The 23,166-nt window shown below is 55.4% G+C and carries 23 protein-coding genes; 15 read left to right on the top strand and 8 right to left on the bottom strand.

Annotation, left to right across the window (positions count from 1 at the left end; translation table 11 throughout):
• Positions 1–256: 256 nt before the first annotated feature.
• The 3 genes from DC28_RS02020 to DC28_RS02010 are packed head-to-tail and all read left to right on the top strand — an operon-like array spanning position 257 to position 3,115.
• Positions 257–472, top strand: coding sequence for a heavy-metal-associated domain-containing protein (locus DC28_RS02020; RefSeq protein ID WP_037544990.1), 216 nt, complete (start codon positions 257–259; stop codon positions 470–472).
• 19 nt (positions 473–491) lie between these two features.
• Positions 492–2,438: a heavy metal translocating P-type ATPase gene (locus DC28_RS02015; protein ID WP_081941797.1), complete on the top strand. Its 1,947-nt coding sequence runs from the start codon at positions 492–494 to the stop codon at positions 2,436–2,438.
• Positions 2,435–3,115, top strand: coding sequence for a Crp/Fnr family transcriptional regulator (locus tag DC28_RS02010; RefSeq protein WP_037544988.1), 681 nt, complete (start codon positions 2,435–2,437; stop codon positions 3,113–3,115). The genes DC28_RS02015 and DC28_RS02010 overlap by 4 nt, the downstream gene beginning before the upstream one ends.
• Positions 3,116–3,284: 169 nt before the next feature.
• Here DC28_RS02010 and DC28_RS02005 read toward each other — a convergent pair whose 3' ends face one another.
• Positions 3,285–3,488 carry a hypothetical protein gene (locus DC28_RS02005; RefSeq protein ID WP_037544985.1) on the bottom strand — a complete coding sequence of 68 codons (204 nt, stop codon included), beginning with the start codon at positions 3,486–3,488 and terminating at the stop codon, positions 3,285–3,287.
• Positions 3,489–3,526: 38 nt separating this feature from the next.
• Here DC28_RS02005 and DC28_RS02000 point away from each other — a divergent pair, with 38 nt between their 5' ends.
• Positions 3,527–4,333, top strand: a complete 807-nt coding sequence (locus DC28_RS02000) for a GrpB family protein (protein WP_037544983.1) — start codon at positions 3,527–3,529, stop codon at positions 4,331–4,333.
• Here the strand turns inward: DC28_RS02000 and DC28_RS01995 are convergent.
• On the bottom strand, positions 4,318–4,896 hold the full coding sequence (locus DC28_RS01995; protein ID WP_081941795.1) for a TetR/AcrR family transcriptional regulator: 579 nt from the start codon (positions 4,894–4,896) through the stop codon (positions 4,318–4,320). The genes DC28_RS02000 and DC28_RS01995 overlap by 16 nt on opposite strands.
• Before the next feature lie 126 nt (positions 4,897–5,022).
• On the opposite strand from DC28_RS01995, the gene DC28_RS01990 reads away from it, so the two are divergent.
• The 5 genes from DC28_RS01990 to DC28_RS01970 all read left to right on the top strand — a co-directional run bounded on the left by DC28_RS01990 (position 5,023) and on the right by DC28_RS01970 (position 9,289).
• Positions 5,023–5,766 (top strand): CPBP family intramembrane glutamic endopeptidase, encoded by a 744-nt coding sequence (locus tag DC28_RS01990; protein ID WP_037544977.1) that lies wholly within the window; start codon positions 5,023–5,025, stop codon positions 5,764–5,766.
• A 1-nt stretch (position 5,767) separates the two neighbouring features.
• Positions 5,768–6,619: an MBL fold metallo-hydrolase gene (locus DC28_RS01985; RefSeq protein WP_081941794.1), complete on the top strand. Its 852-nt coding sequence runs from the start codon at positions 5,768–5,770 to the stop codon at positions 6,617–6,619.
• A 288-nt stretch (positions 6,620–6,907) separates the two neighbouring features.
• Positions 6,908–7,873 carry an aldo/keto reductase gene (locus tag DC28_RS01980; protein ID WP_037544973.1) on the top strand — a complete coding sequence of 322 codons (966 nt, stop codon included), beginning with the start codon at positions 6,908–6,910 and terminating at the stop codon, positions 7,871–7,873.
• Between the two features lie 238 nt (positions 7,874–8,111).
• Positions 8,112–8,972: an SDR family oxidoreductase gene (locus DC28_RS01975; RefSeq protein WP_037544971.1), complete on the top strand. Its 861-nt coding sequence runs from the start codon at positions 8,112–8,114 to the stop codon at positions 8,970–8,972.
• Between the two features lie 71 nt (positions 8,973–9,043).
• A complete protein-coding gene (locus DC28_RS01970) occupies positions 9,044–9,289 on the top strand; it encodes a hypothetical protein (RefSeq protein ID WP_037544969.1) in 246 nt (81 codons plus the stop codon).
• Positions 9,290–9,373: 84 nt separating this feature from the next.
• Here DC28_RS01970 and DC28_RS01965 read toward each other — a convergent pair whose 3' ends face one another.
• From DC28_RS01965 to DC28_RS01955, 3 genes are read right to left on the bottom strand one after another with little or no spacing between them, the layout of a single operon-like run.
• Complete coding sequence (locus tag DC28_RS01965; RefSeq protein WP_037544968.1) at positions 9,374–10,651, bottom strand: ABC transporter permease; 1,278 nt, start codon at positions 10,649–10,651, stop codon at positions 9,374–9,376.
• Positions 10,638–11,765 carry an ABC transporter permease gene (locus DC28_RS01960; RefSeq protein WP_037544966.1) on the bottom strand — a complete coding sequence of 376 codons (1,128 nt, stop codon included), beginning with the start codon at positions 11,763–11,765 and terminating at the stop codon, positions 10,638–10,640. The genes DC28_RS01965 and DC28_RS01960 overlap by 14 nt, the downstream gene beginning before the upstream one ends.
• Positions 11,758–12,705, bottom strand: a complete 948-nt coding sequence (locus tag DC28_RS01955) for an ABC transporter ATP-binding protein (RefSeq protein WP_037544964.1) — start codon at positions 12,703–12,705, stop codon at positions 11,758–11,760. The genes DC28_RS01960 and DC28_RS01955 overlap by 8 nt, the downstream gene beginning before the upstream one ends.
• Before the next feature lie 80 nt (positions 12,706–12,785).
• On the opposite strand from DC28_RS01955, the gene DC28_RS01950 reads away from it, so the two are divergent.
• Together DC28_RS01950 and DC28_RS01945 are read left to right on the top strand one after the other, a co-directional pair.
• Positions 12,786–14,177 carry a sensor histidine kinase gene (locus tag DC28_RS01950; RefSeq protein ID WP_037544961.1) on the top strand — a complete coding sequence of 464 codons (1,392 nt, stop codon included), beginning with the start codon at positions 12,786–12,788 and terminating at the stop codon, positions 14,175–14,177.
• The gene (locus DC28_RS01945; protein WP_238565745.1) at positions 14,174–14,821 is read left to right on the top strand and encodes a response regulator; all 648 of its coding nucleotides are present in this window, start codon (positions 14,174–14,176) and stop codon (positions 14,819–14,821) included. Before DC28_RS01950 ends, DC28_RS01945 begins: the two co-directional genes overlap by 4 nt.
• On the opposite strand, the gene DC28_RS01940 is transcribed toward DC28_RS01945, so the two are convergent.
• The gene (locus tag DC28_RS01940; RefSeq protein WP_238565744.1) at positions 14,809–16,170 is read right to left on the bottom strand and encodes a lysophospholipid acyltransferase family protein; all 1,362 of its coding nucleotides are present in this window, start codon (positions 16,168–16,170) and stop codon (positions 14,809–14,811) included. The genes DC28_RS01945 and DC28_RS01940 overlap by 13 nt on opposite strands.
• Positions 16,171–16,230: 60 nt before the next feature.
• On the opposite strand from DC28_RS01940, the gene DC28_RS01935 reads away from it, so the two are divergent.
• From DC28_RS01935 to DC28_RS01920, 4 genes are read left to right on the top strand one after another with little or no spacing between them, the layout of a single operon-like run.
• Positions 16,231–17,439 carry a nuclear transport factor 2 family protein gene (locus DC28_RS01935; protein WP_037544958.1) on the top strand — a complete coding sequence of 403 codons (1,209 nt, stop codon included), beginning with the start codon at positions 16,231–16,233 and terminating at the stop codon, positions 17,437–17,439.
• A gap of 8 nt (positions 17,440–17,447) precedes the next feature.
• Positions 17,448–19,526, top strand: coding sequence for a methyl-accepting chemotaxis protein (locus DC28_RS01930; RefSeq protein ID WP_037544955.1), 2,079 nt, complete (start codon positions 17,448–17,450; stop codon positions 19,524–19,526).
• Positions 19,511–20,749 (top strand): AfsA-related hotdog domain-containing protein, encoded by a 1,239-nt coding sequence (locus DC28_RS15065; RefSeq protein WP_052078334.1) that lies wholly within the window; start codon positions 19,511–19,513, stop codon positions 20,747–20,749. The genes DC28_RS01930 and DC28_RS15065 overlap by 16 nt, the downstream gene beginning before the upstream one ends.
• The gene (locus DC28_RS01920) at positions 20,750–21,505 is read left to right on the top strand and encodes an SDR family NAD(P)-dependent oxidoreductase (protein WP_037544952.1); all 756 of its coding nucleotides are present in this window, start codon (positions 20,750–20,752) and stop codon (positions 21,503–21,505) included.
• Positions 21,506–21,619: 114 nt separating this feature from the next.
• Here the strand turns inward: DC28_RS01920 and DC28_RS01915 are convergent, their stop codons facing one another.
• Together DC28_RS01915 and DC28_RS01910 are read right to left on the bottom strand one after the other, a co-directional pair.
• Positions 21,620–22,390: a helix-turn-helix transcriptional regulator gene (locus DC28_RS01915; RefSeq protein ID WP_037544947.1), complete on the bottom strand. Its 771-nt coding sequence runs from the start codon at positions 22,388–22,390 to the stop codon at positions 21,620–21,622.
• 20 nt (positions 22,391–22,410) lie between these two features.
• Positions 22,411–22,962, bottom strand: coding sequence for a hypothetical protein (locus DC28_RS01910; protein WP_037544944.1), 552 nt, complete (start codon positions 22,960–22,962; stop codon positions 22,411–22,413).
• Between the last annotated feature and the right edge of the window lie 204 nt (positions 22,963–23,166).

Genomic DNA, 23,166 nt, shown 5'->3' with positions numbered 1-23,166 from the left:
ACTTCGGGACCTACGTGCCGAAGTACATTTCGGCGTGATGAGGCGGGTGTGCGCTGGGGGGTTCTGAGGCGCGAAAAAGTTACAGGCTTTTGCGCACTACCTAAGTATCAGGGTGTAAATGTCTTTCTCGGTATTTTACATTTTCAGTGAACATTTGATTTGAATCAAAGCGCCGCAATCCTCCTCAGCGTATCCTCTGGGTACATCACGGCGGGATCCTATCCACGCCGGAAATACCCAAGAAGGAGGTCGCTGTATGACCGTAAAAACATATCAACTGGAAACCGTATCCTGCCCGAGCTGCATTGCCAAAATTGAGGGCATGCTGAAGAAAACAGGGGGTGTCACGGAGGCTGAGGTATTGTTTAACTCCTCCCGGGTCCGGGTTCAGTTCGACGAGACCGAGGTAGACTCCCAAACCCTCAAGTCCAGGATCACCGCCCTAGGATATCCCGTGAAGGGCGAACGATAGAGGGGTCACAGGAGGGTCTATGCGTATTCCACACATGTCAAAGGTACAACGCCTTGTTCTGTCTGCGGTTCTAATTATCCTTGGTTTCGCCGGCCGGGAGCTGTGGCAGCTTCAGCTGGTATTCTCCTGGCTCATGGTAGCCGCCGGGCTCTTGGCTGGGTATCCGATCTTCAAGAAAGCCTTCTCCGCCCTTCGCTATAAGATTCTCGGGATTGACGCCTTGGTGACCATCGCGGTTATCGGTGCGGTGATCATCGGGGAATACTGGGAAGCCGCTGCGGTAACCTTTTTGTTTTCCCTGGGGGATTATCTTGAATCCCGGAGTATCGAGAAAACCCGGTCCTCCATTAGGGCGCTGCTGGACCTTGCTCCGGTAACCGCCCGGGTTCTCAGGGACGGGCGGGAGGAGGTGATACCCGCCGAGGGGGTGGTACAGGATGATTTGATTGTCGTTAAGCCCGGAGAAAAGGTTTCGGTGGACGGGGTTGTGACCCAGGGGTACGGGGCGCTGAATCAAGCGGCCATTACCGGCGAGCCCCTGCCTGTCGAGGCCCTTTCCGGAAGCGAGGTATTCTCGGGAAGCATTCTCGAATCCGGGTACCTGATAATCAAGGCCCGGAGGGTGGGGGAAGAGACAACCTTCGCCAGGATACTGCACATGGTAGAGGATGCCCAGGATAAAAAAGCCCGGACCCAGAAATTCCTGGAAAAATTCAGCCGCTACTATACCCCGGGAATTATTATTTTGGCGGTGATTCTGTTTGTCCTGACCCGGGACGTGACCCTATCCCTCACCTTGCTGGTTATAGCCTGCCCCGGAGCCCTGGTGATCTCAACCCCGGTGTCAATTGTAGCCGGAATTGGAGCCGGGGCACGCCAGGGAATCCTCATTAAGGGCGGTGATATCATGGAGCGCTTGGGGACTGTTACGGCCGTCGCCTTGGATAAAACCGGCACCTTGACCGAAGGAAGACCCCGGGTATCGGAAGTGATTCCCTTGGGCAGCCATTGTTCGGATGAGCTCATGAGAATTGCCGCCTCGGGAGAAGCCTATTCCGAACATCCCTTAGGAACCGCAGTGGTGAGCCACGCGGAAACCCAGTTCGGGATTACCGGCCTAAACAAACCGGATGATTCGCGGATTATCCCCGGACAGGGCATTGAGTTCTCCCTGGAGGGGAATCGGTATTTCATCGGAAACCGAAGACTTTTCACGGACATGGAAATCACTCTAGAGGAGGAAACCGAGGCCCGGCTTACTGCCCAAGAGGAGTTGGGAAGAACCGGGGTGCTTGTCGGAACCCCCCAGGGGGTTCTTGGTATCATCGCCATTGAGGACAGCCTGCGGCCGGGGGTGCAGGAGCTGGTTCAGGAACTCAGGGACCAGGGGGTGCGGCACATCGCCATGCTCACCGGGGATGGCAGACGGACGGCCCAGGCTGTAGCCGGGAACCTCGGGTTGGACAGCGTTCATTCCGGACTTCTGCCCGAGGACAAGGTGCGGGTGTTGGCAGAACTCCAGGTTGGGTACGGCCAGACCGCCATGGTGGGAGACGGGGTGAACGATGCACCGGCTCTGGCTGCTGCCGACCTTGGTATTGCCTTAGGCGGGGCGGGAAAGGATATTGCCATGGAAACGGCCGATGTCGTTCTACTATCCTCCCGTATCCAGAAGCTCAGCGCGGCCCTCTCCCTAAGCCGGGCTACAGTACGGAATATGAAGCAGAATATCGTCTTTGCCCTGGGCGTCGCAGGGCTATTGCTGGCGGGTGTTCTGGTAAAGACGGTGAACCTTTCATTTGGTATGCTTGTACACGAGCTGTCGGTATTACTGGTGATTCTTAATGCCCTGAGGTTGATGTATTTCAGGGCGCCGGGGGATACCGGCAGGTCTCTGCCCCGGCGGCTCTCGAAGCTTCATGGGAGGAAGCGGGGCAGGAAGAAATCCAGGATGGAGGTGGTATGACCGTACCGAATCATGAGGATTACGACCCGGGATGTATTTCCCTGGTACCGATTTTTTCAGATCTCTCCCTTCAGGAAATGGGAGAGGTGGCAGCCATCACCCAGGAACGCCATGTTTCCAAGGGTGAGACGGTGTATTTTGCCGGAAGAACGGAAAAACAGCTCTTTGTGATCCACCAGGGGCGGGTGAAGATTTCCCGGATCTCCGAATCCGGAAAGGTTCAGGTCATCCGGGTTTTGGGTCCGGGGGATTTCATGGGAGAGCTGAGCGTTCTCCATGATATGCCCCGTACGGATTTTGCCGAGGCTCTCCAGGATTGTACGATGTGCGTCATTCCCGGAGAAGCCTTAAAGACCCTCATGCAGCGCTTCCCTTCCATCGCATTGAAGGCCCTGGAGGAGTTAAGCACCCGGGTGGAGCAGCTTCAGACTCGGCTGGAGCAGAACCAGCACAGCTCCCCGGAGTACCGGATAGCCCGGGCCATTCTGGATTTGTCAGGGGGCAGCTCGACGGTTACCCTTCCCATGACCAAGGGTGATCTGGCGAGCCAGTTGGGTATGACCCAGGAAACCCTCTCCCGTAAACTCTCCAGCCTCCAGGAGGCAGGATTGATCAATCAGCCCAGCCCCGGGGTTATACGGATCATCGACCGCTCCGGTTTGGAGGCGGTGATTTAACAATACCGGGACGGGCAGTCCGCCGGGGTTTAGAGCCCTGTTAACGCAGGTGCCGGGATAAAAAATCAACCATCACCTCAGCGGTTTGATTCTGTTGGTCCTCCCTGGATATGATTGCCGAATCCGCCGGGGAGGCTCCAGGTTTCTTGCCCTGGGGAAGGAGGGAAATCTAATCGTCCCCGAGGTCCAACCAGCCCTGATGTTCGAGCAGGGAGGCAAGATCGGTTGCCTGGGTATCGGGCTGATAGGAGGGACCGAAGACCGCGCAGGACCCGAGACCGAGTAATACCAGACTGGTTAGCACGACCAGGGTAGGCTTGAGTCCGGAAAACGGTTTCACTGGATTCATGGGGTTGGTATCGGATATAGTCATAGATGAAACAATAAACTCGTTTTTTACTGGGGAAAACCATGGTTAATGCGCATGACAAGGAACTTTCTCAATTAAGTTTGGCCGAGCTTTGGCAGCTGTTTCCTATTATTCTGGAAGAGTATAATCCTGAATATCCCCGGTGGTATGAGGATGAATCCCGGGCTCTCACAGCCGGTCTGGACCAGGCGGGTTTAGGTAAGGCCCTGGCCCGGATGAACCATGTGGGGAGTACCGCGATTCCGGGTCTGGTATCTAAACCCACTGTGGACATCCTCCTAGAGGTTCATCAAAATCCGGGGAGGATTTCCGAGGAAACCCATTTCCAGGGGAATGGCCACCAACAGCCCGGCTGTATCGGATTGGACCGGTTCCGCCCGGCCTTGGAGTCCTTAGGATGGACCCTCATGTCTGAACAGCGGGATAATCCGGTGCAGCCTGGGGATGAGAAAAACCGAGGAGAAGGAACTGAAGAATCCGGCGGGAATGCCCCGGGAGAGGGTGAGGCCCCCGGGGATGCCCGGGGAAATCCGTCCGGATCTGATACGGGACCGCGGATGGTCTTCAACAAGGGCTACACTCCCCAGGGGTACGCTCCCCGGGTATTTCACCTCCACCTCCGGTATCTGGGTGATTGGAATGAGTTGTACTTCCGCGATTACCTCAGGGTCCACCCGGATATTGCACGGCGGTACGGTGACCTGAAGAGGAGCCTCCTTGCCGAGTTCAGGCATAACCGAGACGGATATACCGAAGCAAAGACGGAATTTATCCAAACGCACACCCGGCGGGCCCTGGAGGAGTATTCGGGCCGGTACAGTAGTCCGGGGCTCTATCTGAATAAGTAGGAGTTCAGTATCGCTGCCAACTCCGTAATGATCTGCCCTTTCCTATCCTCGGACTCCTCACCGAGGGAGTGAATGGTTGATTCGATGAGATCGTACAGGATAGGCAGACCTAGTTCCAGGGAAATATCGGGGCGTACCAGGGGCTTGAGAACCGGATATAGCCGGTCAAGGAGCCGGCTATCCAGTTCATTCTTCAGTTGAGCGACCTCAGGTTCAGCGATACCCAGGAGATCGGATTCAAGGTAGAAGGTTTTGCTATGGTTGTGGGCAGAGGCTTGAAATTGAAGAAGATTTAGCACCAGGGCCCGAGGATCCGGATTTTCCGGTATTCCTTGCCTAATGAGAAGGAGGAACCGCTCGGCTATTTTTTCATGTTCTTGGCGGTAGACCGCCAGGTACAGGTGAAGCTTATCCGGGAAATAATTATAGAACGAACCGATGGCGATGCCTGCTGTTCTGGCGATGGCACGGATATCGGTTTTGTAATATCCGGGGTTTTGAAACAATTCCAACCCGGCGGATAGAATCGCTGTCCTCGTTTTTTGTCGTGTCCTGCTTGGCATGACGGTTATTGTACCGCGTACCCTCCCCGAGAATCAAACAAGAAATGAACCTATGTTCAATTTGTTGACGAGATTCCGTGTGTATGTGATACTTTGTGAACAAACGTTCAGAAAAAGGCGGTTCCAGTGCACCTAATTCTCGAGTATGTGATGGTTTTGATTCCCGGTCTGGTGTTGGGCGGGGTCCTGCTCTGGGGGCTGAAGAGGAACAGTCCCCTCTGGCACCTGGGTATTTTTATTATGGTTTTTATTTTTACCCGGGATGCCATGACTCCCCTGGGATTGTGGCGGATCGGGAGCCAGGGTGGTATTTGGCTCCGGTTTTACCCCGATCCGCTTGTCCTGGCATTTTTGGGAGCAAGCGGCGTTGTACTGGTTCTTCTGTTTCAGGTGGCTTCACCAGCCTTAGCTGAAACGGTGGTATGGTTTCGAAGGCGGTGGTGGACAGGGCTGCTCGTCGGGCTTGCCGGGGCGCTTGTCGTTGCAGCACCACTGCTTATCTATCAGGGACTCGCTATTCCCCTGGATGAACGGGGCGGCATGGTTCCCCGGGGTATGATCCCATTCTTATTAATGGTTACCCTGGGAGGGAATTTCCTTGAGGAGGTGCTGTTCCGGGGATACGTGTTCGGGTGGCTCACCACCAGGGAGGAGGTGGCCCCGGGGAAGGCTGCGGTTCTCAGCGGGGTCTTGTTCTCCTTCGGACATCTGTTTCTGGCCTTCACGGTAACCGATCTTGGGATAGGGTTACTGGTCTTTACCCTCTGGGAGGGCTGTCTGGCCGGTGTTGTTCGGTGGCACTACGGGGTAATTCCCGCTGTGGTGACCCACGGGCTGGCGATTTTCCTTTTAGCTGCGGGGGTGGTGTAGGATGAACAGGATGGTGATCATCGGCTGGTTGGCAGCAGCCGGTATTGCGGTTATAGCGTTCTTAGGGTGGATCGTGATTGCGGATAGACGGTTCCCCAAGGCGATGCCTGATGGAATTATCCCGGTTACTATGGATATGACTACCTCATACCTCATCCCGTTACCCCATGGGTATTTATTAGTCGATACCAATTATCCCCATAATTATGAGCTATTCAAGGAATTAATCCTCCAAGAGGGTGTGGATCCCAAGGATATTCGGTTTTTGCTGCTAACCCACCATCATGATGACCATGCTGGTTTTGTTCAAATCTTAGTATCGGAAAATCCTGATATCCAGGTTTTGATTCATGAACGGTCTATTCCTCTTATAGCCCGGGGTAGGAATAATACCGACAACGGTGGGGCTATTGTGAATGGAGGTGTGAACCTCCTTTTTCATCTTAAGAAGGCTGTTTCGCCCTGGTGGGATCATCAATTTCCTGGGTTTATACCCCGGAATCGGGATCGTATTCTCCGGGGAGCTGAAGTATCGTTGGACGCACACCTGGGGATTGATACCGCAGTACTGTCGACCCCCGGTCATACGGACGATTCGGTTTCGTTACTACTAGAGAACCGCTATCTTTTCGCCGGTGATTTAGCATCCAATTTCCTCAATTGGGCCGGAACCCGGTACCTTACGATTTATAATGAGGACCTTGCGCAGGTATATGAATCTTGGGTGAACATTCTAAATAGGAATGTTGAAGTAATTTTGCCTTCCCACGGGAGGCCATTTGCCCCGGAGGCGTTAAAAAAGAACCTGTATAAAAGTCCTCCTGAAAATCAGATCCTGTATAAACCCTATTAATTACATAGTGCGCAAAAGGTTGTAACTTTTACCTTCGGCGGCACTGTCCCTGGGCAGGCCACCAGGCGTCACCGCTATATCTGGTGTAGTTTACAACCTTTTGCGCACTAGGTATTAATTAAGAGCAGAGAATTCTCCCGGGACTGCTGCCGATAACACCGACCTATCCCGAGACTTCCCAGGTGCACCCAAGAGAAACTAATCCTCGCCACACCCTAGAGACCGGGTTATAATTGCCATTAGAAACAAACAGAGGCGGTGGAATCACCCTAAAACAGGGAGGAAGTAATGGAGAAACGGAAGCTTGGACGGACAGGAATTACGGTTAACCCTCTAGGAATGGGGCTTTGGGCTATGGGCGGCAGCGGTTGGGGTCATACCGAGGACGGGGAGTCCCTGGAGGCTATCAACCGGGCCCTGGAGATGGGGGTGGATTTTTTTGATACTGCGGATGTGTATGGAGACGGGCACAGCGAGGAGCTTCTTGGCCGGGCCATGAAGGGCAGACGGGATCGCTTCGTTGTGGGAACGAAGATCGGCTGGAAGGGCTTCGACGGGGAGGCGGGCAGATCTGCCTATACCAGTGCCCAGAGGGTTATGGCCGAGGTGGAACAAAATCTCCGACGGCTCAAGACGGACTACATTGATGTCCTGCAGTGGCATGTGAACTTCCAGGAGCCCACCATGGAGATGTTTATCCGGGGCTGCGAGGGGCTGAAGGAACAGGGAAAGATCCGGGCCTACGGGGTGAGTACCAGCGATCTGCCCTACATTCGGGCCTTTGCCCAAGCCGGGAACCAGGACACTCTTCAGATCGATTACAGTATCCTAAACCGCACTGCCGAAGAGAATATCTTTCCCTTTTGCCGGGAGAAGGGTATCGGCACGATTATCCGGGGCGGTCTGGCTATGGGGATTCTAACGGGCAAGTTCTCCCCTGACTCCCAGTTCGAAGAGGATGATTTCCGGTCAGCCTGGCAGAGCGATCCAGAGCAACATCGGCAGTATCTGGCTGATCTTGAACGGGTAGAGGGTTTGCGTCAGGCCTTTCCCGGAGAGAATCTGGCCCAGATTGCCCTGGGGTTTCTGCTCTCAAACCGGGATGTGAGTTGCGTCATAGCAGGGGCAAAACGGGTGGACCAGCTCGTTTCCAATGTTAACGCCGCCCAGAAAGGACCCCTGTCAGCCCGGGAATTAGCCCTCATCGACGATATTGTCGCTCCAGGCGGCGGCCGGAAAATCTGGCCGGCTTGAGGGAGCCCCCGATATCGCAATAACGGCGGGTTTGTCCCCAGGAAGGATTGGCTCGTTATCTGACCTATGCCTAGGGGATAAAACTGGATATCCATGCGTCCCTAGGGCAGCTCTAATCCAACTCGTTTCCCATATTCTGTGCCGCCAAGCCTTCCCGCGGTTCTCAACTCTTGGGATTGCAAGAGTCTGCGAGGGTCTGCCTTGTAAGTATCGGGTGTTTCCATGATATAGTGGGAATATGGAGAATTCTTCAAAAATCATCCTCGTAACCGGAGCGAGCAGCGGAATGGGGTTGGCCCTCTCTAAACGGCTTGCCATGGATGGGCACCGGGTCATAATGCTTTGCCGGAATAACCAGCGGGGCAAAACTGCTCTCCAAACGATTCGAGCTGAGGTCCCCGGAAGCAATCCGGAACTCGCTATCTGCGACCTGGCCAGTTTGGATGACATCCGGAGGTTTTGTGGTGATTTTCTGACCCGGCACTCCCGGCTGGATGTGTTGGTGAATAATGCCGGGGTGATTTTACCCGGCCGCCACGAAACCCTTGACGGATTTGAACTCCAGTTCGGGGTGAACTACCTGGGACATTTTTTACTCACCAACCTCCTGCTGCCGGCCCTCAAACCCAAGGGCGGCGGTCCTGTTGGACGAATTATTATCGTCAGCTCCGGGGCCCATTCCATCGGAAGGATGTACTGGGACGATCTGCAGCTTGAAGAGCATTTTACGGTCATCCGGGCGTACAGCCGTTCGAAACTGGCTAATTTACTCTTTGGTTACGAACTGGACCGGAGACTGGAAGGAAAGGGGCCATGGGTCACCATGCTCCATCCCGGGGCTGTCGCAACCAACATGGGTATTAACAGAGAGACTGGGTTCGGCAAGGGGATAACCCGCCTATTAAAACCCTTCTTTAAAACACCCTGCCAAGGCGCAGATACCGCCTACTACCTCGCCACCAGCCCCGAGGTGGAGGGTATATCCGGCCGGTATTTCGTAAACCGCCGGGAAAAGCGCCCAGCAAAACGGGCGCTGGACCCCAAGGACGCCGCACACCTCTGGCGTCTCAGCGAGGAGCTGACCGGTCTGGCTACCTAGTCCGACTGAGGGTTTCTAAGAAACTCTATCTATGCGCCAACAGCAATACACATAACCCCAAGGAGGCCATCATGTGGATACGAACCCAAGATAAAAAGAAACTCATCACCAGGATATCCGGGATCTCGGTACAGAAAAACTTCGGCAGCAGGAGTAAATTCAGCCTGGTAGTAGCCTACGGCGGGGCAGCATCCCTGGAGATGGCCACGGAGGTGCTGGGTCAGTACACCTCCGAGGAGGAGGCCTTAGCGGAACTGCAGCGCCTCCAGGAGCATATAAACAGCGGTATAGACCAGGTCTTCACCATGGCTGAATAGCCGGCCGGCAGACTGGAGGGTAGTTTGGCCGGCAGACTGGCAGTCAGACCTCTCGGGAAGAGTGGGGCACGGCATACATCAGAGTTAGGCGGCCCGGGTCTGTTTTCCCTTCCCAAGAACCAAAGCCACTGCCAGGAAGGCCAGTCCGAATCCAATCTGGAGCCCTACACTCTGAATTACCTCGGGGTTTGTCAGCACCGCGCCCAACCCCTGTGAACCCGGAAGCCCGGCAAACAGCCCGTTGGCCCGGACAAACCAGAACGTGGGGGTGAAGCGTGCAACCTGGAGTACTCCCTCTCCGAGGAGTTCATGGGGAACAAATACCCCGGCTATGAAACTCGTTCCCAATGCCACCACATTCGTTATGGAGTTAATACCATTTCTGCTCTTCGCCAGATGGGCAATGAGGAAGCTCAGGCTGGCAGCCCAGAAGGTGAGCACCAGGGAATTAATCAGAAAGGGTATGATTCTTCCGCTTTGTAGGATGTTCGGTATAAAAATGACACTGGCAATTCCCATAATAGACCAGCACACCAGGGCAAAGAGAAAGTTTGCAGCCGCCAAGGACAGGTTGATTCTCCGGGCCGGTTGGGGTGAGCTGGCGAGACGCATTCGGATATTCCGGTTGTTAAACACCAGAAGATTGGTGCTGATCCCGAGAATCAGGATGGCCAGGAGAGAGTAGGCCTGGAAGTTGAAGTAGACCTGGGCCTGTTCGGCAGCCGCCGGAGCCGGATTGGGGCTGTCTACCGTCGTCTGAGAACCATCTGCAACCAGCCCCGGACTCATGGTTACCCGGCTCCTACTGCGAAGATCCTCCCGGACGGCCCGGACGGTCTCCACAAGAGGTTCCTGAGGCATGGCGGCCCGATAGATCGCCAGGGTGTTGAGGTACCGGTTTATGACCATATCCAGGTAAACGCCCCGGGTTTCATTGGGGCCGAGGATTTTTTCCAGGGGTACCGCCGGTTTCAAAACCTGAGCTGCCAGGGAATCCAGGGTCTGACTTCCCAGGGGTGATGCTTGTATACGATCTAGAAAGGATTGGGTGAATCCCAGGGGTACGGTGAGGACGTAGGACACATCCCCGAAAAACAAGCCATCCAATTGGGAGTCCAGGTCTGCTGACAGGGGGACGATCTCGGCAATACTGTTCAATTCAGCCCGGAGTCCGTCCACAATCGGGTTCGTTTCCTGGGGTATAAAGGCCATGGGGACTCGGGTTTGCTGAAAACTCTGAATCTGGGTGTCCGAACCTGAAAGGGTCACAATCACCGAAATAGCCAGAAACAGGCCGATAAAAAGGGCCATGGTGGGAATATCGCGCTTTATAAGCCGCAGAGAAAGGTTAAATACTGTCATAGCTGCGTCTCCTTAGAAAGAGGTATGAACCGAGGATGAATATCAGGGCATAGACGGCTAACAACCCCAGATTTTGGTAGTAGCGTTCCAGATCGGGAAAATAGTACAGGGCGTAGTAGGCATCGGCCAGGAGCCCCACGGGGTTGAGTTTTGCCGCCAGGGGGGCGTGCTGGTAAACAAGATGTTTTAGTCCGGGGAACATGAGTCCCGCGAGGAGGGATCCGATCATGCTCACCGCAGTAATCACCCCGTTTTTGATGTTCTCCCCCCAGGGCAGGGCTGACCCGATAAAAGCCCCCAGGCTAATACTCAGCACCGATCCCATCAGAGTTGTGGGAATCACCAGGACCAGCTGGGTACCAAAATCCACCCCCAACACGATACGCAGGTATGCCAAGAGCAGCAATTGGGTTAGGAAGTGGATGACCAGGGACGCTCCAGCGCTGGAGAGTAGTCCGGAAAGCTTATGTACCGGAGCCAGGGATACCCGTGCACCCCGGCTACTCAGGTTGGCCTGGATATCCAGGGCCTCTGCAAGGCCGTAATACCCCCCGTAGAAACTGGACATTGCCAGGAGGGCAAAATAAAAGACCATCAAGAGATTTAGAGGCGCCCTCCCTGGAACCTGTTCCTGGGTGAAGTCCGTAACAACCCCCAACGCCCGGACAGCCCCGGGCAGGGCATCAGGATTCTCCCGGGCAATACGGGTGATGCCGGCCTGGGCCTGGACGTACTGATCCAGAAAACTCCGTAACACACTCTGGCCGAGCCCCGAGGAAGCCACCTCCAAGCCAACCGGATCACCGGGCAGGATGATACCTGCTACCTCACCCTCTCGGAGCAGTTCCCTGGCCCTAGAAAGATCTACCCGCTGCAGCTTCAATAGGGGATCATCCCCCCGGCTCACCTGGGTAAGCACCTCATCCAACGCGCTGTCCTCCGAGGGGGTAACGACAGCAGCGGGAATCGGCAGCAGGCTGCCGCCGGTCTCAATATTCGCAAAGGCAATGCTGAACAGGGTAGCCAGAAGAATCGGAAAGAGGATGGTCCAAAACACCATTTCTTTATCCCGGAGAAGCACCCGAAGGCGGTAGCGGAACATATGGCTATTCATGGGAACCTCCGTCCCGGAGTTCCCGGCCGGTTATCTCCAGGAACACATCGTTCAGGCTCGGCTGCTCGGAGTATATCCGGCCGAAAACAATCCCCCGGCTCCGTAAAAACTCCAGGAGACGTTCCAGAATGTTGCTGCCCCGGTGACTTTTCACCACCAGCATATTGTCCTGGTAATGCGCCTCGGCTACCTCGGGCAAACCCCGGATTTCCCGTAACTCCTCCTCAGGCAGGTCGTAGACCTCAAAACTATTCTTTTCACCCAAATCGATCATGGATTTTAGAGCCTGCTTGGTTCCCGAGGCAATCTCCCGGCCATGATCCAGGATCATAATCCGGGAACATATCTGCTCCACCTCCTCCATGTAGTGGGAGGTGTAGATGATGGTGGCTCCCCGGCGGTTCAGCTCTTTAATGCCCTCCAGAATCTTATTCCGGCTCTGGGGATCCACCGCCACCGTGGGCTCGTCCATGAAGATGAGCCTGGGTTTATGGGCGATGCCGCAAGCGATGTTCAGCCGGCGCAACAGGCCGCCGCTCAGTTTTTTTGGCAGAAAGCCTTCAAATCCCCCTAACCCCGTAAAGGCTATCGCCTCCTGCACCAACCTGCGGCGCCGCTCGGTATCCCGGACATAGAGTCCGCAGAAGTAGTCGATATTCTGCTCCACCGTCAGGACGTCGAACACCGCCACATCCTGCATCACCACCCCGATTTCCGCCTTGGTCTTGTAACTCTCCGGTGTCATGGGCCGGTCGAAAATCCGAATCTCCCCCTTGTCGTACCTGAGCAGGGAGAGCATGCAGTTGATAGCCGTGGTCTTTCCCGATCCATTCGGTCCAAGGAGACCGAAAATCTCTCCCTCCCGTACCTCAAAACTCAGGTGATCCAAGGCCTGAAGGTCGCCGTATCGCTTAACCAGATCCTGTACACGTATTATCATGTCATCTCCTTGTATATGCGGAATTGTAGGATCGCTGAAGGGAAAACGGTAGTGCCGGGTGTCACAAATGGGGGTGACAAATGTCATTTTCTTGGGGACGAGAGGCTGCCGGGAAGAATACCCATGGATATCACCGGTTGGTTGGTGGTACCATGGGTCCGAGGCGCCGCCCTAAACCCGAGGAGGAATCGAACGTGCTGAACCAGCTCTTGGAATACCTGCTGTTATTTCTCTTGAGTTTTACCTGGGCGGGGGTCTGGTTCCAGCCTGAGACCCTGGTACTTCCGGTGGTGCTGGTGGTAGTCATTCAAGGGTTCTTTTTGTATCTGGGTGATTCACATGTTCTCGGCATCCTTCTGCTTCTGATCTTCGCCGGATTATGCATGGCAGTCCCTCTCCTGGTGGTTTTCCTCCCCCTGGTACTCTACGGGAGTCTTGAAACCCGCAAACTGCCCTGGGCGCTGCCCTCCCTGGCCGCCTCGGCAGCGGCATATCCCGCCTTAGGTCCCCAGGGCCTGGTGCTCACCGGGGTGGTCTGTACCGCCGCCCTGGTGCTCTATCTACGCTCCCGGGAACTAACCCGGCTTGGCCGCCGCTATTACAATCTCCGGGATGAATCCAAACTGCTCCATGCCCGGTTAGAATCCCGGCAACGCCAGCTCCTGGAGCGTCAGGATGCGGAGATCCATCTCGCCACCCTGAACGAACGGACCCGCATAGCCCGGGACATTCACGATAACGTGGGGCATCTGCTCTCCAGGGCCCTGCTTCAGGTTGCAGCCCTCCGGACATACAACCCCGCAGCCCCTCCTGATTCCCCTCCGGAAATCTGCCGCCAAACCCTGGACCAACTCCAGGATACCCTGAACCAGGGAATGACCAGCATCCGCAGCAGCGTGCACCAACTCCATGCCCAGGCCATTGATGTAAAGCACCATCTGGAAAAGTTGTTGGGGGAGGTGACCCATTGCTCCTGTGAGTACAGCATCGATCTGTACACCGAACCCGATAAGGATACGGCCTATGCAATCATTGCAATGGTCAAGGAGGCCCTGGCGAACCTCATGAAGCATAGCCGGGCCCGAATTTTTATCCTGCGGTTCCGGGAACACCCCGGATTTTACCAGCTCGTTATGGAGAACGACGGGGTAGAATACGGTTCCCCGACCCCATCCAATCACGGGAGAATCTCCCTGCCCGGACTGCAGCACACCCCCTCGAGGGGCGCCCGGGTGCCCGAGGGAGCCGGGACGTCGAGGGGCTCTCGGGCGCAGGGTGGCGCCGAAACGTCGAGGGGAGCCGGGGAATCCCAGGACTTCCTCGGAACACTTCTGGGAAGGACGGGAGGCTTAGGCCTCCAGAACATGCACGACAGGGTGGAAGCCCTGGGGGGAAGGATGCAGATTTCCCGGGGTATGGGTTTCCGCATCTTCATTACCCTCCCCAAACCAACGAAGGGAGCTAACCCATGATACATGTCCTTGTGGTGGATGATGATCCCCTGGTTGCCCAGTCTCTGAAGACCATCATCTGTACCGATCCGGAATTCAGGGTGGTGAACCTCGGTACGACGGGGGATCAGGCTATTGAGCTGTACCGTGTTCATCGCCCGGATATCCTTCTTTTAGATATCCGGATGCCCGGGAAAACCGGAATCCAGGCGGCCGCAGCCATTTTGCAGGACCATCCCGAGGCACGGATACTCTTTCTCACCACCTTCTCAGACGACCAGTACATTATTCAGGCCTTAACCATGGGAGCAGCCGGATACCTGTTAAAGCAAAACTACCAAAGTATTGTTCCCGCCCTCCGCTCGGTGTACCAGGGCCAGCGGGTCTTCGGCGATGCCGTGGCAGACCGGATTCCGTCCCTCGTGCTCCGCAGGACCGCCACTCCCCAGCCCGGTACCGGAAATGAAGACCGCGGGGGTCTTAGCGAGCGGGAATTCGAGATCATGAAGCAGGTCGCCCAGGGGCTCAGCAACCGGGAAATAAGCCAGAAGGTGTATCTCGGGGAGGGCACCGTACGAAACTATGTGAGTACCATCCTGGAGAAGCTCCAACTCCGAGACCGTACCCAGCTGGCGGTGTATTACTACAAGCACTATTCCGGCTGAATAACCACCCGAGCTGATTCCTTCCGCTGTGCCAATTGGTGCAGCTCCTCGGTGGCGATGAGGATCTTTGTCACCACATTCACCTTGTTCAGGGGGTAGAGGTAGTAGGTATCGTTCATGGTGGATAGCTCAAAACAATCACCCTTCCCGAAATAGTCATACTCAATATGGCATGAATACATGGACCTGACCGACTTATGAACGATCTCGGAGAAATACGCCGGATCGCCCTGGAGGGTAAACCCCGTGTTATCGTGAACAACCCGGGCATTCCCAGCGAAATAGTACCCCCGGTTATTCACCAGTGATTCCACCCGCACCTCATCCTCAAAGCGGTATCGTCCCGCTTCAATCTCCCGGCGAACCTGCTCCACCTGGTACTGGTACCAATCCGGCAGATGGCTGAACTCCGTGGGACCATCCAGGGCCTCCATCTGCCCAAGACTCGTCATCCGCCACTGTTTCCCGCAGTGGCCGCATTCCAAGATACTGCCCCGGGATCTCATGGCAAACTCGGTCTCACAGGCCGGGCAGCGGTAGATCACGTGGTGCAGGCCCTCGGCACGAAACTCCTCGGTTATGTGGATACCCCGGTCACGCTGCCAGGCGTACTCATCGTACTCAAAGGCCCGGCGGATGCCCTGGTGGATTTCCCCGGTATCCATGCCTAGCAGGTCTTCCGGCGTAAACAGACGGAACAGTTCAGCCTCGATGGGGGTCTTGCGCTGGCGCAGATTCCAAACCGGAGAGGACAGGTAGTTCCCGTGCATCCGCAGCATTACCACCGGCAGCTTGAACCGTTTAAGGAGTTTCCCCAGGGAGGGGGGAATGTAGGCAGGCACCCCGATGAGGGAATACCGTGCCTCGGGGTAAATGCTGACAACGTTTTTATGCTGATGCAGGATGGTGCGGAGATGGCGGATGAGAAACACATCCGAGGTTACCCGGCGCTTTAGAATCCCCCCGGCAAAGCGCAGAAGCCCCTCCCGTCCGATAAATCCGTCGATGGCAACCACGTAGTTGGACCGCCAGGGAAAGAGGGCGGCGGTGGTGACCTTAAAATCGATGAATGCCATGTGGTTGCACAGGAGAATGAAGGGAGGCTTGATCTTCTCCATGTCTCGTTTATGTACCCGGAGCCGTCGTTTCCACACCGAGGGGAAGCTCAGGAGCCATGTCAGGGGCCGGAGGATGTGCCATTGTTTGTAAGGCCGGCGTTCCATGTCGAATCGCCTGAGCCGTTTATAGTCATCGGGACTAACCCGTCGTAGTTTTGCTCGATAATCCATGAAGAAACCCATCATACCACGCCTAGCCAAAAATGGTTTGCTAAAAATGGTCAGACTCATTTAGAGATAATAGACTACTGGTAAATTGACACTGCCTGATGGTGCTTCTACTGTTATTTTATGAAAGAATACAACCCCGCACCGGCCGATTCCAACCGCACCGCCAGTTCAAAACGCCCGGTCTGCACCTCTCCCGCTGATACCGCCGGAGTCTTCAGACCAGTCATTGAATCAACCCTGCTTCCCCGGGGGGTGACCGTCCTTATGGCCCTCCTTCTCCTGGTATTTGCCTCGTGTTCCAACGGTTTGGCAGAGCCTTCCGGGTCTGATGAATCCCCGGCACCGGTTACCCAGCTGCCTGACCAGGTTCCCGATCCGCCCCAGTATCCCGGCCAGTCTTCGTTCTACGATACCCGGGTGGGGGATGCCCCGGTTTCCCGGCATGGAAATCACACCGGCACCTGGCTCGGAGCTGCCCGGAAATACTACCTGGAATTGTTTTTTGCCTTCCTGGAGCATGAAAGCCCCCTGGTAGGATACTTTTTTCCCCATTACGCCGAGCTCATCCTTACCAGTTACGACCCCCAGGCCGTTCCCCTGGCCGGCACCTACAACGGCCGGTTCCAGATCTCCGAGTATTTCCGCCAGCTTTTCAACACCATGGATATTCACGATATTGAGGTACAGTACCAGCTTGCCCAGGATCCCTATGTCAGTTCCCATGTACGACTCCGGGGCCGGTTTAAGGATTCAGGAACCAGGGTCGATATGGAGTTCGTATTTCTCTTCCAATTCGGCGAAGAAGGGTCTATTACGAAAACCAGGGTCTACTATGATACCCAGCTGTGGACCAGAGCCCATCAGACCCCATCCGATCAGGTTCTCCAGGACATCCAGCACCCCGGAGACGATTTCCGGATCCGTCCCACCGACTACGACCTGACCGGATTGGTGGATCAGCTCTACGCTAACTTTTACGCCGGGGATATTCCCGGGGTTATGGCCATGCTGTCCCCGGATGCCGCGGTCTACTTCAAGGGCGACCAGGAAAGCTACCCCTACGCCGGAATCTATGAGGGGCAGGAGAATATTCTGCAATTCATCCAGAACCTGGCAGGCACCGCCCAGCCCTACAATATCCAGATGTTCCAGGTCAGCGAAGGGAACCGCAGCGATGTGGTGCTCTTCGAGGAATGGACGGTTTTCGCCACCGGAAAGTCCTACCATGTTCACACCGTGAATTCCTGGGATGTGGATGCCCAGGGACGGCTTGGTGGATTTTACAACTACCCTGACAGCCAAGAAATAGCCCAGGCGTACATTCCCTAGGGGGACCCATGAAGCAACCTGCCGCGACAATATCCATCCGGATCGTATTGAATACCGTTATTGTGTTTCTCACAGCCCTGACGGTCCTGACAGTCACCGACTACCTGCTGGAAGGAGCGGTGACCGCCAGCGGCACCGCATCCGGTCTTTTCACCTACTACCTAACCTTCATGACCGGGAACGTCCTGCCCATCCTGGCGGTCTTCGGCATTTTTCTCTACTTCTACACCGGACCCATCCAGCGGGTTGCCCAGGCCTTGGAATCCTCCCAGGCGGTCGCTCCCAAAGAAATGGCCCGGGCGAAGGGCCGTATATTTGCTCTGCCCCGAATCATCCTCCTCCTCAACTTTTTGAGTTTTTTCGGGGGGACCATTCTCTTCTTTTCCACCCAGGGATATTTCAGCGATATAGCCAGCCCTCGGCTCTGGTTTCAACTGGTGTTTACCCTCTCAAGTTCCGGCGTCTACGCCTTCGTGCAAACCTCCATGAACAACCAGGTTCTGGCCCGGGCCCGGAGCCTCATGGGCATCCACCGGATTGAACAGCAGGGATTCAAGGACATGAGCCTAAACCGGAAGACCATGCTCATCACGGTGCTTCTGGCTCTGTATGGGATTTCTTATTTTGTTCCCAAGCTGGTTTTTGCCTACGAGATCGAGCTCGCCTATTCCGCGGAGTTGCAGCAGGTTGTTCTCGGACAGAAGAGCCTCGCCCAGGCCCAGGAGGATTTTTCCCGGCGCTTCGGGGATTTTTCGGTGCCTCCCGCCTTCAGTCTTGAGCAAAGGGATTTTAACGCCCAGCAGGCTCAGGTCCGGTCGTCTCTCTTCGGGGCGGGGATAGCCCTGGCAGTAATCATTGCCTTGATAGCCCTGGTGTACTCCCGGGAGCTGATCATGCAAATCCGCATGCAGCAGCGTAAGATGCGGGACATCCTGGAGGGCAGCGATGCCCTGTCCGAGCGTATTGCCATTACCAGTTACGACGAGGTAGGGCAACTGTCAGACCTTATCAACCGGTTTATGGATCTCCTGGCCGGTATGCTCACCGGTATAGCCCGGAGTGCGGGTTCTATTTCCCATTCCAGTCAGGTGGTGGACGGTTCCATTTCTGCGGCCTCGGATGCCATGCACGAGATCGTAACCACGGTGGAACAGATCAGCTCCAGTTCGGACGATCAGGCCCTGGCGGTGGATTCGGCGCGGAAGAAAATTCTCGCCATGCAGGAGAGCATCCGGCGCATCGGCAGCGATATGGAAAACCAGGCATCCTTTGTGGAACAGACCTCGGGTGCTATGACAGAAATGGCTGGAAACATAGCCTCGGTTTCCCGGAACACCCAGCAGGCCAATACCCTGGGGGAAAAACTAACCCGGGCAGCCCGGACCGGGGAGGAGAAAATCCGCCAGAGCGTACAGGCTATCGGGGCCGTAGAGGAGGCCACCGATACGGTATCGGCCATCGTTAAGGTCCTCTCCGATATCGCCGGCCAAACAAACCTCCTCGCCATGAACGCCGCCATCGAGGCAGCCCATGCGGGGGATGCCGGCCGGGGTTTCGCCGTAGTGGCGGCGGAGATCCGGAAGCTTGCAGAGAACAGTGCGGTACAAGCCAAAGAGATCGTACAGCAGATCGGCACCATGACCAGCCGGGTGGAGGCCGGTGTCACCCAAACCAGGGAGGCCGGCGAAGCCTTCCGCAGCATACTCCAGGACATCCAGGAAACAACCCAGCTCATCAACGAGGTGTCAGCCGCCATGGTGCAGCAGAAGGCCGGAACCGATGAGATTCTCTCCTCGGTGGGCAGCGTGGTGGATGCCAGTAACAGCATCAAAGAACGGACCCGGGAGCTCCAGGATCAGAGTTCTGTTATGGACCAGCAAATGCAGGATCTGGTGCAGGTAGCCACCCACATCCGAGAAGCGACCACCGAACAGAGCCGGAGCAATGTGGAGGTATCCCAGATGATTTCCCGCTTGAAGGAAACGTCCCAGGGAAACATGGAGGTGGTCAACCAGCTCCAAGCCATCCTCTCCAAGTTTCAGAGTGCTCAACTAGAAAAGGAAGGTCAGCAATGGACCAGTACATAAACCGCACCCTGGTGCATAAACAGCATAGTAAGAACGTTCTGCTCTCGAATCTACGGCGGATCTTACCCCGGGCGCTTCCCCTGGAAACCATGGAGCTGGCAGCAGGGCATGTATCCCCGGAAGACTACCAACTCTTACTCCGGGTGTACCGGCCCCTGGGCTGTCCTACCATCCTCGGCCAGGGGAAACGCTACATCCTCCGGGAATTCCTGGGTGCCCTCAGGCTGACCAAGGGACAGTATCAGGAGGTATTACAGGCGCTGCCCGAGGAAACATCCCAAGAATTTACCCGGCTGTACAGCCCCCACCAGGATTCCCGGGAGCGCACCCGCTACTATCTCGAGTCCCCCGTGGATGACGATTTGCTCAATCGAATTATAAAACAGGGTGGAAAGGCCGAATACTATATCGATAACGGAACCCAGGCCCGGGCCTCGGCAATTCTGGAATCCCTCGGCTACCCTCAGGTTCCCCAGGAGGATATCAGGGATATCTTTTTAGCCAACATGGTGGTGGATACCTCCCATGAGTTTTTCTTCGAGCATCCCAATGAGCATGTGCCGGGAATTATGATCCTCGAGGCCTGCCGCCAAATGATCATTGCCTGTTCCCACAGCTTCGGCGGGGTAAGCCGAGAACACTCCCACATGATTCTTGATCTCCTGGAAGCGCGGTTCACCGGATTCCTGGAACTCTATGCGCCCATCATCCTTCGGGCGGAGGTCATCCAAAAACGGGAGCATCGCGGTGCATGGACCAGCGTCACCCTGGATATCACCATCCACCAGAACGGCTCCCAATTGGGACGCGTAACCTGTAGCGGAAGCACCGTAGGCAGCGGAGCCTTCAAGCGGATCCGGCGGCTAAAACGGGACGAGCTTGGCCTGCTGCCCTTTATCCCCGGTCCCGACCTGGACTATACCCTTCTGGTCAAACCCCAGGAGGAATCTGTATGGCAGGAGGCCCGGTTGCAGGAGCTAAACCTGAAAACCCTGGTCCTCAGGGTTCCGCCCAGGGATACCCGCCCTCCCAACCGAGGTGTGTACGACTTTGTACTCGTCGTATCGGGTGCGGGGTCAGCCAAGGGACAGTGCACCTTGGCCAGCAGGCTGAGTAACGGTCTGCTTCGGTTTACCCTGGAGAGCCTGAGCCGTACGGAAGAAGAACAGCTGGAACTCATTCTGAAGCGGTACTGTAAGGTACCCGAAAGGGCGGTTATTTAAATGAAACTGGATGATAAACGAATCCTTGTAACCGGCGGTACCAGCGGTATCGGAGAAGCCAGCTGTCAGCTCTTCTGCAGAGAAGGCGCCCAGGTCATCTTCGTTGGCCGCCGGGAGGACAGGGGCGTTGAGGTTCAGAACGGCCTCAGGGGTAAGGGGTTTAGCGCGGAGTACTGGCCCTGCGATATATCCCGGGAGGATCAGCTTGACGAGCTTTTCGCATACATCAGGACCCGGTACGGGAGGTTAGACGGCGCATTTAACTGCGGAGGTATTGACGGTGAAAAAGCCTCCATCCTGGACAGCACCCTGGAGGAATGGGATAAGATTATGAACGTAAATCTCCGGGGAACCTTCATGCTGGTTCAACGGGAGCTTAAAATGATGGTGCCCCAGGGCCACGGGAGTATCGTTAACATGTCCAGCGTGTGCGGAACCATTGCTCGCCAGGGAAGGGTCGCCTATACAGCCAGCCGCCACGGTGTTGATGCTATAACAAAAACGGCGGCTCTAGAGTTTGCTTCCAAGGGGATTCGAATAAACGCCGTCGCCCCGGGTTCGGTGCGTACCGATATCTTTTACCGGAGTACCCAGGGTAATGCCGAGAAGGAACGGATGTACAACAAGGGGCATCCCATCGGACGCATCGGCGAGCCCGAGGAAATCGCCCGAGCCGCCCTATGGCTGCTTAGTGAGGCTCCGGATTTCCTCCAGGGCCATACGATGATGATTGACGGCGGATTTACCGTTCAGTAAAACCACTGGCCCAGCCCCGGGATCGGGCCAACCGGTAGAGACTCGCCGACCGAGGGTCCCGGCCCAGTTCATGGCGAGGCTGCTGTGGTTTCAGTTCCGGGGTACGGTGGGCTGTTAAGAAATAGTGGAATCCGGGGAATCTTCGTGCCCGTAGTACCAACGTATCTTCTCGATGAGTTGCTGCTTCGTACCGACCCCCGCCTTGCGCCGCATGGATTTCAGGTGATTCCGCACCGTGTCGGGTGATACCTGCATCCGCCAGGCGATTTCTTTATCCGTTTCCTGGAAATGGATGAGGTACCGGCCAACATCAATCTCACGTTTAGTAAATTTGAGGGCCTCAAGATCAATCGGCTCCCCGGACATTGCCTGAATGCGCTGTTTGTAGTCCTTATCCCGTTGACGGAGGGTCTGAATCCACTGCCATTCGCCAAGGAAGAAGGCAACAAAGAAAAACAGGACAAAGGCCATAACATTCAACCCTATGCTCACATGGGTTTTTCCGAGAATAGAAGTCAAGATCAGGGCATACACCACGGCCATGAGGCCTATGCTCTTCGCCACGAAGTGGCTGTGCAGGTATCCATATTTATACAATAGATAAATGCACATAAGCATGAACCCCAGGCCGTAAACCGAATTGGGATCATCAGTAATCCCTACTGCACTGATGATAAACAAGAACACAATATGTGAAATCTTGACTATTATACCTCGGGTAAGTTGGAGAAGGGAGAAATACAGAGTTCCGATGACAGGAAAAAGGAACAGTGGATCCGTGAATAGAGCCAGGCTTATACCGTGTTTCCCAATTAGAAAGAGGTTGTTTGTCAGGGTGACAATCAACCCGAATCCTATGAACAGAATATTTATCCGCTTCTCCATGCGTATCCTTGTTGCGCTTTTTAACCTACGTTCCAAAACGCCATTGTCACCATCCCCAGGGCAAAGACAGCGTCCAGCCGCCGGGAGGTAACGCGTCTAACCGTGGCGGTGAGCTTTTTCTGGATTTCCTCGAAATTCCATGCTCCAGCAGCCAAGGGATTATACTTGTTCTGCTCGCGGTCTGTCTGTAGGTCCTCCTGATAATCTTTCAGCATTACCAGGGATGCCAGGGCAAGACCCTTTTCTACGACATCCTGATCTCCCTGGATCATGATATTCCGGAAGGGCTGAAGACGGGATGTTATGTCCCGGTCATGTTCGGGGCCGTGCAGGAACAGATCCCGGCCGGCTTTACGCTCACCGAGATAGGTTAACACATTGAGGAATCCGGTTCCTTCGGGATTCGGGCAGCCGGCAAAGCTGGGCAGAAGCCCGAACATCCGCAGAAGACTATGTTCCTCCACCTTCCGGGTCTCATCATCACTGAGGTTCATGGCAACCTGAGTACGCTTCACAATGGTATTCCAGAGGATTTTTTCCTCGTCCAATAATTCCCTGTGCAGTTCATTCATGGCGAACTACCTCCTTGAATTTGGTTTCTTGAATTTTGGCCCCAGTTTCCGGTATGCACAAGACGGTTCCGGACGAATGACCAAAATTGGCTATGGCAAAATAGATACTTTTGGATTATCTACAAACAGAGGCAGGCGCTGTTTTTCTATCTATGGGAGAAATGATTTTCATCGCTCATAGGCCCCTGATTGGCCAAATTAGAT

Origin of the sequence: Spirochaeta lutea (assembly GCF_000758165.1) — a bacterium.
Taxonomy (GTDB): domain Bacteria; phylum Spirochaetota; class Spirochaetia; order DSM-27196; family Salinispiraceae; genus Spirochaeta_D; species Spirochaeta_D lutea.
This window is presented reverse-complemented; position numbering and strand designations above follow the sequence as displayed.

Bases quoted from the DNA above. Each gene is read 5' to 3' on its own strand.
- DC28_RS01960 (WP_037544966.1), bottom strand. From the start codon at position 11,765: ATGAATAGCCATATGTTCCGCTACCGCCTTCGGGTGCTTCTCCGGGAT.
- DC28_RS01940 (WP_238565744.1), bottom strand. From the start codon at position 16,170: ATGAGTCTGACCATTTTTAGCAAACCATTTTTGGCTAGGCGTGGTATG.
- DC28_RS02015 (WP_081941797.1), top strand. From the start codon at position 492: ATGCGTATTCCACACATGTCAAAGGTACAACGCCTTGTTCTGTCTGCG.
- DC28_RS01945 (WP_238565745.1), top strand. From the start codon at position 14,174: ATGATACATGTCCTTGTGGTGGATGATGATCCCCTGGTTGCCCAGTCT.
- DC28_RS01995 (WP_081941795.1), bottom strand. From the start codon at position 4,896: ATGCCAAGCAGGACACGACAAAAAACGAGGACAGCGATTCTATCCGCC.
- DC28_RS01915 (WP_037544947.1), bottom strand. From the start codon at position 22,390: ATGGAGAAGCGGATAAATATTCTGTTCATAGGATTCGGGTTGATTGTC.
- DC28_RS01980 (WP_037544973.1), top strand. From the start codon at position 6,908: ATGGAGAAACGGAAGCTTGGACGGACAGGAATTACGGTTAACCCTCTA.
- DC28_RS01930 (WP_037544955.1), top strand. From the start codon at position 17,448: ATGAAGCAACCTGCCGCGACAATATCCATCCGGATCGTATTGAATACC.
- DC28_RS01965 (WP_037544968.1), bottom strand. From the start codon at position 10,651: ATGACAGTATTTAACCTTTCTCTGCGGCTTATAAAGCGCGATATTCCC.
- DC28_RS02005 (WP_037544985.1), bottom strand. From the start codon at position 3,488: ATGACTATATCCGATACCAACCCCATGAATCCAGTGAAACCGTTTTCC.
- DC28_RS01935 (WP_037544958.1), top strand. From the start codon at position 16,231: ATGAAAGAATACAACCCCGCACCGGCCGATTCCAACCGCACCGCCAGT.
- DC28_RS01950 (WP_037544961.1), top strand. From the start codon at position 12,786: ATGTCATTTTCTTGGGGACGAGAGGCTGCCGGGAAGAATACCCATGGA.
- DC28_RS01985 (WP_081941794.1), top strand. From the start codon at position 5,768: ATGAACAGGATGGTGATCATCGGCTGGTTGGCAGCAGCCGGTATTGCG.
- DC28_RS01920 (WP_037544952.1), top strand. From the start codon at position 20,750: ATGAAACTGGATGATAAACGAATCCTTGTAACCGGCGGTACCAGCGGT.
- DC28_RS01910 (WP_037544944.1), bottom strand. From the start codon at position 22,962: ATGAATGAACTGCACAGGGAATTATTGGACGAGGAAAAAATCCTCTGG.
- DC28_RS01975 (WP_037544971.1), top strand. From the start codon at position 8,112: ATGGAGAATTCTTCAAAAATCATCCTCGTAACCGGAGCGAGCAGCGGA.
- DC28_RS02000 (WP_037544983.1), top strand. From the start codon at position 3,527: ATGGTTAATGCGCATGACAAGGAACTTTCTCAATTAAGTTTGGCCGAG.
- DC28_RS02010 (WP_037544988.1), top strand. From the start codon at position 2,435: ATGACCGTACCGAATCATGAGGATTACGACCCGGGATGTATTTCCCTG.
- DC28_RS01970 (WP_037544969.1), top strand. From the start codon at position 9,044: ATGTGGATACGAACCCAAGATAAAAAGAAACTCATCACCAGGATATCC.
- DC28_RS01955 (WP_037544964.1), bottom strand. From the start codon at position 12,705: ATGATAATACGTGTACAGGATCTGGTTAAGCGATACGGCGACCTTCAG.
- DC28_RS15065 (WP_052078334.1), top strand. From the start codon at position 19,511: ATGGACCAGTACATAAACCGCACCCTGGTGCATAAACAGCATAGTAAG.
- DC28_RS02020 (WP_037544990.1), top strand. From the start codon at position 257: ATGACCGTAAAAACATATCAACTGGAAACCGTATCCTGCCCGAGCTGC.